Genomic DNA, 13826 nt, shown 5'->3' with positions numbered 1-13826 from the left:
AACCCACGCCAATGGTAAATATACCCGATTCAGTAAACTGATGGGTAAATGTGCCTGATGATTTCTCCAGAACTCAGGTTAATGGTGTGAGTTCCAGGGATAAGGTTACTGGTAGATGGGATAGACGCGACGCCCCAAGTTGAGGAATCATAAGTACCAATCAGAGTTTTTGAAGCGTCGGATGGGTTAATTTGATAAAGGTTACTGTTGCTGAAGTAAACGCCATAGATAAAACCATCGGGAGCAAAATCAATGTCAACCACCCAGGTTCCTAAAGCTCCAATAGTGGATAGGATATTTCCTGTAGCTGGGTCAATTTTTACCAAGCTAGTTGATGCACCATACAGTGTGCCATCGGGAGCAAAATCAATCCCCGAAGTATGTTGGGGAATTGTGCCGATTTTAGTAGCAAAGGCAGTAACTGGGTCAATCGTGTAAAGAAGATCAGCACTATTGGTTTTCCCATACAAGATTCCGTCTGGAGAAAAAGCAATACTCCTCATCAAGATAGAACTCTCAGTAGCACTATGAATTGTGCCAATAGTAGTATAGGAACCATCAGTTGCATCAATAATCCGCAAGGAAGAACTGGCACCATAAAGTAGTCCACTGGTTGGATCAACGTCTAAAGTAGGATTATAACTGGCAGAACCAATCAGAATTTCCGCCACCGGATCAGTTTGTAATTCAACTAAACTGAATTCGTTAGTTCCACCACTTCCTGTACCTGCTACCAATTTAAATGACGTATCTGAACCCGGAACTGTTTGTTGCCAACCCGGTAGTAATACTTCGGATACCGTGTAAGTATCAGCCGTTAGTCCCGTGAACGAATAATTACCGTTAGTATCAGTAATTGTTGAAACTTCACCTGCATCCAGTTGACTATTCTGATTCTGATCTAAATAAATTGTCCAACCACTCAAACCTGGCTCATTTGCATCCCATATACTATCCCCATCAATATCATTCCATTTACTCCCATGAATCTCTCCTAAAGGAGAGGGTGGCGGTGTCGCTGGAGTCAAGGCATTATTAGCATTTAATCGTCCACCAGTTACTGTATTTCCCTGCAATGATGAAATCGGATCAACAGTGCTTAAAATCTGATTTTTTACCTCCGAAGCACTTAATTGAGGATTTTGCGACCAAATTAACGCCGCCACCCCAGAGACATGGGGAGTTGCCATAGAGGTTCCATTTTTGCTAGCGTATCCTCCCCCAGGAATGGTACTGTAAATATCTACCCCAGGTGCGCCTAAATCAACAGAAGTGATGCCATAATTGGAAAACGACGCCAAATTATCGCAATTATCAGTAGCGGCGACACAAATAATATTATCCAGGTCATAGTTAGAGGGGTAATGGGGAGTAACATCATTATTATCGCCAATACTATCAAAGCCGCCATTACCTGCTGAGGAAATAAATAACTGTCCGGCTTGACCTGCTGCCGCGATCGCGTCGTATAATCCTTGAGAGTAGCCACCCCCGCCCCAACTATTGTTTGTCAGCTTTGCCCCCATCATTATGGCATATTCTATTGCCTTAATTTCAGAGAAAAGACTGGTTGTGCCATTGGCATTAAATATTTTGAGTGCCATGATTTTGGCATGGGGAGCAACCCCAATCACCCCACTATTATTATTTCCTTCAGCGGCAATTGTACCAGCGACATGAGTACCATGTCCTTGATCATCAAAAGGATCACTATCATTATTGATAAAGTCCCAGCCGTAGTAATCATCAACGTAACCATTGCTATCATTATCAATACCATCGCCAGGAATTTCTCCAGGATTTGTCCACATATTGTCATTTAAATCTGGGTGAGTATAATCCACCCCCGAATCAATGACTCCTATCACCACATTATTCCCCGTGGCACTATCCCACGCTTCTGGCGCGTCGATATCCGCATCTGGGATACCACCCCTTTGTCCGGTATTATTTAACCCCCAAAGTTGGTTGAAATCTGAATCATTGGGAATTGTGGTATTCAGACTAATCGTATAATTAGGTTCGATATATTCAATCAGCGGATGATTACTGTAGGTAGCAATCGCTTGGGCAACACTCAATCCATTCAGTTGCCAAAGTTGCGTGCCTAACGTATTCGTTGATTCGAGTACAGTGGCTTGCAGATTCTCTTGCAGCGTTTGCATCTGGGTTGACTCAATTCCTGGCTTGAGCTTGACAATCACTTGACCGGATAGGTAATCTGTACCTTCAACGAGACTATTCAGATTAAATGAGGCGATATTGAGTTCTGGAAACAAATCATTAGTAGACATAATTTTAACCCTCAATAGAGTTGGCTTGTATAGTGTTCCTTATCAGTCATGCTGTAGAGACGAAATCTAATTATTCCAGCCTAAAATTGTACCGAGTTGAGCAACTGGGTATTTTTAGCAACCTTGGGTTGGGAAAGTTGAATTATTTGGACTGTCTGTTCCCAATCGACTCTATCTCTGACTCAAAGGGACTTATGCAGTTTCACTCTCAGTTTTGCTAAGGTAATCATGGCTTCTTTGATACCCTCGGAGGAATTTGAAGAGGAATATGCCCAAAATTTTTCTCCGGAAATGGGAACACCAGTGCTACCATTTAGGGTGGCGTTAGGTTCATTAATATAGCAAGCGCCATAGCGGTTAGGACACATCATTTATGTAGAGACGCGCTTTTGAAGCGTCTCTACAATGGTGCCGCCATGGCGCGTCTCTACAATGGTGCCGCCATGGCGCGTCTCTACAATGGTGCCGCCATGGCGCGTCTCTACAATGGTGCCGAAAGTCCTAATCGATGTGTTTACTGCTATAATTCAATAAAAATTGGGGATAAGTGATAGAGAGACAGTCGAACTGCCAATGTGACATTACCAATCCTGTGTTGGAGTAAATGTTACATCTTTGACTTCACCCATCTCTCCCAATGGTTTCGCTGTTTTTTGATTCAAGGATACCCATAGCGCCCCCGCATTTCCGGAGCGGATTGTTAATTCATTTTTAGCTTTCCAACTTTTGGGAGAATCGTCATCAGTTAAGATTCCCTCAAACTCAGTTTTACCATCAACGCTAACTCGCACCCAGGATTCCCCTTTCGTTTCTACTGTAATTTGAACCGGGAAATTGGGATCAGAGACAGTCGGCGCAGGGGTTGAGGTGACGACGGGTTGGTTGGGATTAAGCTGTTGCTCAATTGTCACAGAACCTTGAGCGGGTATAGAGGGTTGGGGTTTGAAGACTTGAGTGAGCAGATACACAAGTCCGCCGATCGCGACGATTCCACCAATGCCAATGTAGAGTAGATAAAGTTGACGCGATCGCGAAATCCGGGTGGACTCAGAAATTTCGGCTTGAGAGTCAGGAGAATTAGAGGGTGGCGATACAACCTCGGTAGCAAAGCTTTGAATTAACGTGGTGCAGTCTAAGTTGAGCGTCTCAGCATACCGCCGAATAAACCCCTGAACAAAGACAGGTTCAGGTAAATCCTCACACCGTCCAGCTTCTAGCGCTCTCAAAGAGCGTAAGGAGATAAATGTTTTGAGAGCAATTTCCTCAATTGATTTCTCCTGCTCTTCTCTACAGTTGCGTAAATAGGTTCCTATATTTCTAAGTTGCTCTTCTTGAGCCGTAGTTAAATGGTTCACCTGATCAGCCTATCTATCAAGGATTACACATTTATCGCCAATAGCGACCCCAGTATATCACCTGTCTGCTGCCCGTTGTCTATTCCCCATAATAAAAGGACAGTAGACAACAGACAAATGACTTCAAAAAGCTACTGGCTACCCCCTACGACAACATTGCGAATCCGTAAAGAAGGACCCCCACACCCCACCGGTAAGCCACTCTGTCCCCCTTTTCCACAACCGCCTGACTCATCCCAATAGAAGTCATTACCGATCGCTTCGATATCGCCTAAAGTTTTAAACACATTACCGGATAAAGTAACATCCCGCACCGGTTCAGCAATCTGTCCCTCGCGAATCATCCAGGCTTCACCAGCGCTAAAGGTGAACATTTCCCCATTTGTCATACCCCCTAACCAGTTGCGAGCATAAACCCCTTCGCGAATCCCTCGGACTAAATCTTGCACCGGGGTTTTGCCGCGTTCAATCCAGGTATTGGTCATGCGGACAATGGGCGGATAGTGGTAGTTTAGACAACGGGCATTTCCCGTAGGGGCTTCGCCTAACTTGCCTGCAGTTTCACGGGAATGTAGACGTCCCACTAAAATGCCATCTTTAATCAGTTGAGTCGTTGTTGCCGATGTTCCTTCATCATCGTAGCAATAGCTACCCCGATGTCCCTCTGGGGCGGCACCGTCGAAGATTTGCAAATCCGGTGGACCAAAGCGACGCCCTTTGCTCATGACTTCCAACAGATCGGGGTTTTCATACGCCATATCCGCTTCTGAAAGATGTCCGAAGGCTTCATGAACAAATAAACCGGAGAGGATGGGATCAATAACGACAGTGTAAACCCCTCCCCGAACCGAGGATAGAGACAAGGCATTGACCGCCCGTTGCGCCGCACCCTGCACTTTAATGTCAAGATCACTGAGATCTTCGTAGCCTTTGCGAGATCCGGTGGTTTCCCGTCCCGTCTGTAGAATCTCATCCTTACGGGCGGTAGCCGAGAAACGCATTTCTAGATCTGCCCAAGATTGCTCAATCAGAGTGCCTTCGGACGTGGCAATAATGATCCGTTGGTTATTATCACAGTAGCGCACAGAGGTTGTTGTAATCTGGGGGTCAAAGCTTTTGAGCAAGTGGTTGTAGCGATCGCACAGGGCTTTTTTCTCCTTTAGGGGAATCATCCGGGGATCAGTCCCGGTTAGGGGGAGTTGGCGAGTATCTTGCACGATCGGAATCGGGGCAAGTAGGGTTTCTCCATCCCCGACAATTCGGGCGGCGCTAATCGCTTCTTCCAGTCGCTCCTTAAGGCTAGAGAGTTGGTTGAAACTGGCAAAGCCCCAACCGCCTTTATAACATGCTCGCACCTGTCCACCAATAGAAAGCCCTTCACTCAAGGTTTCTACCTTATTGCCCCGCACCATAATGCTGGTTCCTTCGGATTCTTCTAAGCGAATCGCTAAGTAATCCACGCGAGAGCGATAGCGAGGGATCAGGTCTGCAATTAAATTTTGAGTATCCGCGAGTACAGTAGGCATGGTCTAGGGAACAAGCAAGATAGAACTGCTTCTATTGTGCAATGACTCTAGCCTTGGCTGCTATGTTTGTTGCCAATCCCCTGTTGATAGTCTTGCTCTTTGATTAGGTCTTGGGTACTCTCCACGCGGTCTAGAAACACAATACCATTGAGATGATCATATTCATGCTGAACGATTCTGGCGACAAAATCAGTGAACTGTTGTCGCTGCAGCTTACCCTGTTGATTGGTGTACTCTACCTCAATTGCCTGATACCTCGGCACTAAACCTCGAATACCGGGAATACTTAAGCAACCTTCCCAATCTTTGACCATCTCATCCGAGTGAGCCACAAGCTGCGGATTGATCATCGCTGTCGGTTCCATCGTCGGGGCATTCGGATACCGGGGATTGGGACGAGACGCTACGATAAACAAACGGCAGGATTGAGAAACTTGAGGTGCAGCAATCCCCACACCGTTGGCGGCTACAGCCTTTGCCTTGAGATCCTCAATCAGCTTTTGTATATGTTCTTCGTGAACATTATCGATGGGTTGGGCTAGCTGGCGCAAGATAGGATTGCCTAACTGAGCGATTTCTAGGGATTGGGTCATAATAGTTTGAAATTGACGCTAACTCCTCATTCGAGCATAAATAGTAACAGGAATGCCCGTGGAAATGTCCCCCGAACAGCTTTGGATACAGGTATTGGAGCGTCTACAACTCCAACTCAGCCGACCTACCTTTGAAACCTGGCTCAAGGGAACAACGGCTCAGCAGCTCGACCAGAATTGCTTAGTGGTTTGTACCCCCAATCCCTTTGCCAGAAATTGGTTACAAAAGTATTACATCAAAACAATCACTGATGTGGTACAGGAGATTCTGGGACAACCTGTGGACATTTACCTCACCGTGAGTCCCAACAGCGACAATGTGACAATTAGTGATACAGGCATTTCCTGGTCTGTTCCGGTTACCACTAAACCCGATGTAGAACGTCCATCCCATCAACGTCCTAAACCGACAGAGTTAAATCAGAAATACGTGTTTTCTAGCTTCGTGGTTGGTTCAAATAATCGGATGGCTCATGCGGCGGCTTTGGCTGTAGCCGAATCACCGGGGCGGGAGTTTAATCCCCTGTTTTTATGTGGGGGCGTCGGTTTGGGGAAAACTCACTTAATGCAAGCGATCGCGCATTTTCGGTGGGAGAATTCTCCGAGTTCTAAGATATTCTATGTGTCTACTGAACACTTTACCAATGACCTGATTGCCGCCATCCGCAAAGATAGTATGCAAAGTTTCCGGGAACACTATCGAGCGGCTGAGGTGCTGTTGGTGGATGATATTCAGTTTATCGAAGGAAAAGAATATACTCAGGAAGAATTTTTTCATACGTTCAATACCTTACACGAAGCGGGTAAACAAATTGTCTTGGCATCCGATCGCCCGCCGCATCAGATTAGCCGCTTGCAAGAACGGCTATGTTCTCGCTTTTCGATGGGGTTAATCGCCGATATTCAGCCGCCTGACTTGGAAACCCGGATGGCAATCTTGCAAAAAAAGGCAGAATATGAAAACATCCGTTTGCCGCGATCTGTGGTCGAGTATATTGCGACTCAATATAAATCGAACATTCGCGAACTAGAAGGGGCATTAATTCGAGTCGTCGCTTACATCTCAATTTCGGGAGTATCGATGAGTGTCGAGAACATTGCACCGATTTTGAATCCGCGCACCCCCACCGTACAAGCCGCACCGGAGATCATTGTCACAACCGTCGCTGATGCCTTTAATGTCTCGGTAGAAGACTTGAAAGGGAACTCACGCCGCCGAGAAATCAGTTGGTCTAGGCAAATTGCTATGTATCTGATGCGGCAGCATACTGATTTGAGCTTACCCCGAATTGGCGAAGAATTTGGTGGCAAAGATCATACCACAGTTATGTATAGCTGCGACAAGATTACTCAATTACGAAAACGCGATCCCAGCGTGGCACAGAAACTGAGTCAATTGAGCGATCGCATTAATTTGGCGAGTCAAACTCAAAGCCAAGATTAAAGGAAACGGGGAACCGGGAACCGGGAACAGCGCCAGTCAGGTGTGGGTGAGTATAAATACACTGTGGAAAAATTTCCGCAATTTTCCACAACCTTTTCCACAAGGACTCCATTCCTAAAACACGAACAATTAAGGAATTGGCAATCCTCTGAATCTAGTTTTTCCACAGTTTCCCCAAGGTCTGAATTCCATGCTAGAGTTGCCTGGTGGATAGATGAGAGAGCCACGACCTTAGCTTCATTTAGGGTCTAACTCAAATCTCCCTGACTCTCCTTGACGAGAATTCTAGCTGTGCCAAACATTGACGATTCCTTCTATGAAACTAACTTGTAAACAAGGTGAACTCAATACCAATCTTTCTCTGGTGAGTCGGGCGGTTCCCTCACGTCCCACCCATCCGGTGCTGGGTAATGTTTTACTTAAAGCCGATGCGAAAAATCAGCAAGTGTGCTTAACCGCCTTTGACTTGAGTCTAGGTCTGCAAACCAGTTTTAACGCCAACGTCGAAGCAGATGGTGCGATCGCGATCCCAGCTAAACTGTTCAACGACATTGTTTCCCGTTTACCAGAGGGAGAGATTACTCTCGAAGATTCCCTCACCGAAGCGGATAATGATGCTGAAACCGAAAGCATATTGATCACCTTAACCTCAACATCTGGACAATACAAAATGCGGGGAATGAACCCGGATGACTTTCCTGAACTTCCCCAAATCGAAGCGGGGATGGTGATTAAACTCCCGGTTGAAGCCTTAATTGAAGGATTGCGCGGATCGTTATTTGCCACCAGCGCCGATGAAACCAAACAGGTGCTGACTGGGGTGCATCTGATGGTTCAAGAAGATAACCTGGAATTTGCGGCGACGGATGGTCACCGACTGGCTGTTGTGGAAACGCCTAACACTAAACCGGCGAGTGAAGAAAACTCAGAGGATGAAGAGAATCAAGCCTCTGAAGATACCCTATCGCCCTTTGAACTAACCGTACCCGCTAGAACTTTAAAAGAACTCGAACGGATGCTAGGACTTCCTCAATCCAGCGATACCGTCGCCTTGCGGTTTGAGGTGGGTCAAATTATCTTCCAAGGTGGTAATCATCGCTTGACCAGTCGGACATTAGAAGGACAATATCCGGCTTATCGCCAACTCATCCCCCGCCAGTTTCAACGCCAGGTGGCTATTGATCGGCGTCAATTACTGAGTGCAGTTGAGCGAATTGCCGTCTTGGCTGATCAGAAGAATAATATCGTCAAGTTTGATATTGACGAGTCCGCCCAAAAAATTGCTCTGACTGTGGACACTCAAGATGTTGGTAGTGGTACTGAGTCCCTAGCGGCACAAGTTACGGGTGACAGTATAGAGATTGCCTTTAATGTAAAGTACTTAATCGATGGCTTAAAGGCACTGTCTACCTCAGATATTCAACTACAAATCAATGCGGCGAATACCCCAGTGATTCTCACGCCTCTGGGTGGCTTAAAAATGACCTACCTGATTATGCCTGTGCAAATTCGGGATTGACCTGGCGCCGCTAAACGCTTCGCGCTGGCTTCCGGCGATTCTTCCTTCACAAGGAAGAAGCCTTTACTTCGAGTCTGCTGCAGGGAGTCTGGTGGAGGGGGTAGGGAGCAGGGGCAGCAATGTAGAGACGTGCCATGGCACGTCTGGGAGCAGGGGGAGCAGGCTACGTCTCTACTTCTTCCGAAACGTCTCTACTGCCGATACGCTCATGCCGTTTATTTCCTTTCCAAAGTACATTGGGGCGATTATTTGACCTTCATCCTACCTGATTTTCTCATTTTAGTCATGAAACTATACATTATTAATGGATATTTTTATCCAAAAATCAATTTATTGTAGTTGACTAGGATAAGCTCAAATACGATGTTCCCTAGAAACCATCGATTAATTTCTTTACCAAAGTTTCATTACTTTTATTTATCTTTTTGAAACCCTTTCTGATATCTGCTATTATCTATAAGCGGATTTTGCCTTTTAAATTGTTCAATAGAATAGGGCAATCAGCAAACGGTAACAACGGAAACAATTCTTTTCCTGTAGTCCATTATACAGTTTATCCAGGGATCTAGCCACCCTAAAGGAGGCGAAAAAAAACAGGGATCAAAAGCATACCCAGTCAGGGTTATTATTTCCAAAATGATTTAGACGCACTCGATCTCGCCATCAATAATTTTTCACCAAGTTGCCCTCTATCCTCTGGGTGCAATAGACAGACTATTATAAGTAAGACTTGCGGCAATGGGGGTTCACCTTCAACATTTACCTGACATTTTTAAAAAGTTTACAAAGTCTTCATCTTCAGTTTACAAAGTCTTCATCATTACTTAACTTAATACTCCTGTCTCATTTTCAAATTGTTGATAACTGTAATGTAAACAGTAAGTTAAGCAAACCAGGGTTCATAAGTGTGCTTACCTTCTCAACAGCGAATGATTGATCTGTGATGCAACCCGTAATCGATAAACACGTTATCATCTCTGACCATCTGGTAACCATGGTATTCACAGACCTCGTTAATTCTACCGCTGTCAAAAAATATTTGAAGGGAAATGACATCACCAGCCGCAATCGCCTCTACTTCGACACTATTCTCAAACCCCATCGCCACCGTGTTGAAGCGAATTTAGTGGCTTACGGAGGGCGTGTAGTTAAAACTGAAGGTGACGCTTACTTTGTGGTTTTCGCCAATGCGTCTCAAGCGGCTCAGTGGGCGGTGGCGCTGCAACTTAGTCACACCCATGAACCCATTGACACTCCCCTGGGTTCCTTACAAGTCAGAATTGGTATGCATACGGGGAGTCCCTTACCCGACGGTGATGATTTTATTGGCGAGGAAGTTGACTACGCGGCTCGGGTTTCCTCTCTCGCCCATGGGGGACAAATTCTGCTGTCGGAAGTGACAACAGATTTGATTTACGAGGCGGGAATTACCAACTTAAGCATTGTTTCCCGTGGCAATCACTACTTAAAGGGTATTGGCAAAGCTCCGATTTTTGAACTGCAATACCTCAACAAGCAGCAACGACAGCGCCAAAAACCCAGATCTTGGAAATCTCGGAGTCTTCAACTGTTGGCAAGTCTGACGGGTGCAGGGGTGGCAATGGGTGTGGGTTTGGTGGGTGTGCTACAGCCTCTGGAAATGAAGGCGTTTGACCACTTTATACAAATCCGTCCTCAACAGGAAAGTCCTGACTCACGCCTGCTGATGATTACGATTACAGGTCGTGATGTTCAAGCTCAATCCTCTGCCCAACGCCAAGGGTTATCGTTGACAAATGCTAAACTGGCTCAACTCCTGGAAAAGTTAGCTCAATACCAACCGCGAGTTATTGCTTTAGATCTTTATCGCGATTTTCCGGTAGAACCGGAGTATCGTAATTTAGCAAATCGTTTACGGGAAGACAACCGTTTAATCACGGTTTGTAAGGTGGGGGATACAACGGATAATCCGGGAATTCCGCCCCCTCCAGATATTCCTGTAGACTCCTTACCCGAACGAGTCGGGTTTAGTGATGTAACACCAGACCCAGATGGCGTTGTGCGTCGTCATCTTTTGGGTTTAGCGCCTCCTGAGCAATCTGAATGTCAAATCAGTAATTCTCTGAGTTTAGTCATGGCTTTGCGGTACTTGGAAGATGAGGGCATTACAGCTCAATTGACTCAAAACAATGACTTGCAGATTGGTCAGGTTGTTTTCCCGACTCTAAAAAGCAATAGTGGAGGGTATCAGAATACCGATGCCAGAGGTTATCAAATCTTGCTGAATTATCGGGCTATGGGTTCAGTAGAAGCGATCGCGCCTGCTTATACGTTAGAAGAGGTACTTTATCAGCATAAATTAACGCCTGAATTGGTCAAAGACCGTCTGGTTTTCATTGGTACTGTTGATAAAACCTTTCACGATATTCATGCAACTCCTTACAATCAAGGTAACCGACCTGAGGCGGCTGGGGTATTTCTGCAAGCCCAGATGACGAGTCAAATTATCAGTGCGGTTAAGGATGGGCGACCTCTATTGGTGTGGTGGTCCGATTGGGCTGAATATTTTTGGATTGGCGCTTGGTCTGTTGTGGCAGGTTGGGTTAGTTGGCGTTTCCGTTCCCCTCTGTTGCTGGGTTTGGCAGTAGCCGGAATGCTGATTGTTCTCTATGGCTGCTCTTATGTGATCTTTATCCAAGGAATTTGGGTGCCGATGATACCATCGGGCTTAGCGATCGTTGTCACCAGTGGCATGGTTAGTGTGTATTTTGCCCATCCTAGTTTAAAATACTGGATCTGAGACCCAGGTAAGCGACTTGAGGTGTAGGCAGGGTGTGGGGTGTGTGCGGGATGCCTAGTAGAGACGTGCCATGGCACGTCTCTACTATGGTGCCGAAAGTCCTAATCGATGTGTCTACTGCTATAAATGGAAACAATTGAACGGGCTAGGAGGGATTCGAACCCCCGACACCGTGGTCCGTAGCCACGTGCTCTAGTCCACTGAGCTACAAGCCCTAGCTGTGATCTCTCACCGATTACTTACGATATCACATCTTTATCCAATGACGCAAGACTATTCCCAAAAATCATCCCTCACTCATCTAAACTCTCAGGGTCAAGCCCAAATGGTGGATGTCTCCAGCAAACCCGCTACCCGTCGCCAAGCCGTCGCAGGGGCTCAAGTGCGGATGCAAACGGCGACATTCCAGGCGATTGAGACGGGTAATGCGCCGAAAGGAGATGTTTTAGCCACCGCCCGACTGGCTGGTATTATGGCAGCCAAGCAGACGGCAAACTTGATTCCTTTGTGTCATCCCTTACCCCTACACCAAGTTGAGGTACAAATCCAACCTGATGCTCAACTACCGGGGTATCAGATTCAGGCGTCGGTGACGACAAAAGCCGAAACGGGGGTAGAAATGGAGGCTCTGACAGCCGTTTCTGTTGCTGCTTTGACGCTGTACGATATGGCAAAAGCTTTGGAGAAATCGATTCAAATTGAATCTATCCGCCTGTTGAGTAAGACGGGTGGCAAATCCGGCGAGTATCAATCCCCCAGTTGAGCGAGCTTTCCTATCCCTTCTACGCCAATTGGCCTGTGTAATTTCCGTAAATATACGGATGTCTACCACCTAAAGGAATATTTATATTAAAGCTTGATGAGCTAATTGTACTGAGGGGATTAGCAAAAATCTGTATTGTACTTTTGATAGTTTGCAGTAGGAGATGGGTAATCAATGATTTACTGTGTGGGTATTATTTACGGAACAATAGCCGCTTATTTATTTACCGTTTGGTTTGAGTTGACTGATGATATGAGGGCTTTATCTGAGCCACAAAAGGTCTTCTCCTGGGTGACGTTAATTGTTGCTGCTGTATTTTGGCCCCTGGTAATCCCGATTGCTTACACTAAGCTGCTTAAATCTCAAACTTCTAAAAGACTTATTTGAACAGGGTTATATCCTAGAGAATTGGCAGTAATAGGTTGATGAAAAACTTGACTGCCGGATAATAGTAAATAGCTCTACACTCTTTTTTGAGAAACGCTTTGCGGAAACTTAGAAATAATTAACATCAGCGACAAGTCACATCGCACAATTGTGTCGAGTTTTGGCATGTGGCGACAGGAGCTAAAAATAAAAATGGATTGGGTTTAATCGGCAAGGTGAGAATATCATCACCTTGCTTACTTGGCGCTATCTTCCTAGAACCGAAATGGATTCTGGCAGTGGTTAGCTTTAGAATACGCTAACTTGGTAGAGCTTGTTGATGTTACTTGAGCCACAATCTTTAACAATCCCAGAGATACGCTTGCCATTTAGAAAAGCATCCTCAACTATTTTGAACTTGAGATCTGCAGCCGGATCAGCCATATCAAAGGTGAGGTTGTAAGGTCCAAAGGCTCCAGTACATGAACCATTAACCGAGCCGCTTACAGCCAGCAAAATCTGTGTGTCGTTGACGAATATCTCTGACACCGTGCCATTGAATTGAGCGCGAGGATCAGCTGCTATGGCAACAGCGGGAAAAAGACACAGCGCCATGAGAACAAAAGCAAATAAACCCGATAAGTAACGTAGTCCTAAAGACATTTTTTTAATTTCCTATGAACTGATTGGAGCAGAAAACTCAGGATTGACGCACTTAGCCTGATCAGCAAGGGTAGAATGAGACTGAGTGCTTCTCAACTAGCGATCAGAATTATGAGATTTTATTTCAGTGCGTAAGTCCTAATATTCTAGTGATTATACTGAAATCACTGGCGATCGGCAATGATAGATTTGGCGTAATTGATCGGATGGGGGAGGGCGCATAGAGCTTGCGCCCCTACAGATACGGGTGGGAAATAATTTTAACCGGGAATCATCATACTCACCGTTTGACTCCAGGGTCCTGATTCCCCTTTGGTGTTGACCCAGCGTAGCATGAATTGACATCCTCCCCCGGCTAAAGAGCGCGGGGGATTCCTAACCACGCCACCTTTAGCCGGGGTGGTCGCTGATTGGGGTTGACGCTTCGCTGAAGGTTGCCTCCAAATGAGGTCTTACACCCTCTCCACGTCCGTTTATAGTCTCGGAATGCCCTCCCGCGACTTGTATTTACATTACCACAATAG

General features: G+C 45.9%; 13 protein-coding genes and 1 tRNA gene. 7 read left to right on the top strand and 7 right to left on the bottom strand.

The annotated features are described in order from the left end of the window. Positions 1–29: 29 nt before the first annotated feature. Together RIM23_RS24095 and RIM23_RS24090 are read right to left on the bottom strand one after the other, a co-directional pair. Entirely contained in the window at positions 30–2294 is a 2265-nt protein-coding gene (locus RIM23_RS24095; RefSeq protein WP_446370052.1) for a S8 family serine peptidase, read from the bottom strand. Positions 2295–2476: 182 nt separating this feature from the next. After that, positions 2477–2665, bottom strand: a complete 189-nt coding sequence (locus RIM23_RS24090; RefSeq protein ID WP_446370050.1) for a hypothetical protein — start codon at positions 2663–2665, stop codon at positions 2477–2479. Between the two features lie 18 nt (positions 2666–2683). On the opposite strand from RIM23_RS24090, the gene RIM23_RS24085 reads away from it, so the two are divergent. Continuing rightward, positions 2684–2845 carry a hypothetical protein gene (locus RIM23_RS24085; protein ID WP_446370048.1) on the top strand — a complete coding sequence of 54 codons (162 nt, stop codon included), beginning with the start codon at positions 2684–2686 and terminating at the stop codon, positions 2843–2845. Positions 2846–2875: 30 nt separating this feature from the next. Here the strand turns inward: RIM23_RS24085 and RIM23_RS24080 are convergent, their stop codons facing one another. The 3 genes from RIM23_RS24080 to def all read right to left on the bottom strand — a co-directional run bounded on the left by RIM23_RS24080 (position 2876) and on the right by def (position 5768). Next, entirely contained in the window at positions 2876–3649 is a 774-nt protein-coding gene (locus RIM23_RS24080) for a helix-turn-helix domain-containing protein (RefSeq protein WP_446370046.1), read from the bottom strand. Positions 3650–3780: 131 nt separating this feature from the next. Beyond that, the gene (locus RIM23_RS24075) at positions 3781–5175 is read right to left on the bottom strand and encodes a TldD/PmbA family protein (RefSeq protein WP_446370044.1); all 1395 of its coding nucleotides are present in this window, start codon (positions 5173–5175) and stop codon (positions 3781–3783) included. Positions 5176–5222: 47 nt separating this feature from the next. Next, positions 5223–5768 carry a peptide deformylase gene (gene def / locus RIM23_RS24070; RefSeq protein ID WP_446370042.1) on the bottom strand — a complete coding sequence of 182 codons (546 nt, stop codon included), beginning with the start codon at positions 5766–5768 and terminating at the stop codon, positions 5223–5225. A 58-nt stretch (positions 5769–5826) separates the two neighbouring features. On the opposite strand from def, the gene dnaA reads away from it, so the two are divergent. The 4 genes from dnaA (at position 5827) to RIM23_RS24050 (ending at position 11510) form a co-directional block, all read left to right on the top strand. Beyond that, positions 5827–7212: a chromosomal replication initiator protein DnaA gene (gene dnaA / locus RIM23_RS24065; RefSeq protein WP_446370098.1), complete on the top strand. Its 1386-nt coding sequence runs from the start codon at positions 5827–5829 to the stop codon at positions 7210–7212. 316 nt (positions 7213–7528) lie between these two features. Next, positions 7529–8731, top strand: a complete 1203-nt coding sequence (dnaN, locus tag RIM23_RS24060; RefSeq protein ID WP_446370040.1) for a DNA polymerase III subunit beta — start codon at positions 7529–7531, stop codon at positions 8729–8731. 134 nt (positions 8732–8865) lie between these two features. Next, on the top strand, positions 8866–9000 hold the full coding sequence (locus tag RIM23_RS24055) for a hypothetical protein (RefSeq protein WP_446370038.1): 135 nt from the start codon (positions 8866–8868) through the stop codon (positions 8998–9000). 725 nt (positions 9001–9725) lie between these two features. Continuing rightward, on the top strand, positions 9726–11510 hold the full coding sequence (locus tag RIM23_RS24050; protein WP_446370036.1) for a CHASE2 domain-containing protein: 1785 nt from the start codon (positions 9726–9728) through the stop codon (positions 11508–11510). A gap of 141 nt (positions 11511–11651) precedes the next feature. On the opposite strand, the gene RIM23_RS24045 is transcribed toward RIM23_RS24050, so the two are convergent. Then, positions 11652–11725: transfer RNA gene (locus tag RIM23_RS24045), tRNA-Arg, on the bottom strand. Positions 11726–11772: 47 nt separating this feature from the next. Here RIM23_RS24045 and moaC point away from each other — a divergent pair. Both moaC and RIM23_RS24035 read left to right on the top strand, forming a co-directional pair. Next, positions 11773–12273 (top strand): cyclic pyranopterin monophosphate synthase MoaC, encoded by a 501-nt coding sequence (gene moaC, locus RIM23_RS24040; protein WP_446370034.1) that lies wholly within the window; start codon positions 11773–11775, stop codon positions 12271–12273. 174 nt (positions 12274–12447) lie between these two features. Then, a complete protein-coding gene (locus RIM23_RS24035) occupies positions 12448–12660 on the top strand; it encodes a hypothetical protein (protein ID WP_446370032.1) in 213 nt (70 codons plus the stop codon). A gap of 288 nt (positions 12661–12948) precedes the next feature. Here RIM23_RS24035 and RIM23_RS24030 read toward each other — a convergent pair whose 3' ends face one another. Beyond that, a complete protein-coding gene (locus RIM23_RS24030) occupies positions 12949–13302 on the bottom strand; it encodes a hypothetical protein (RefSeq protein ID WP_446370030.1) in 354 nt (117 codons plus the stop codon). Positions 13303–13826: the final 524 nt, after the last annotated feature.

It is taken from the genome of Coleofasciculus sp. G3-WIS-01, from assembly GCF_040223135.1.
Lineage (GTDB): Bacteria > Cyanobacteriota > Cyanobacteriia > Cyanobacteriales > Coleofasciculaceae > Coleofasciculus.
This window is presented reverse-complemented; position numbering and strand designations above follow the sequence as displayed.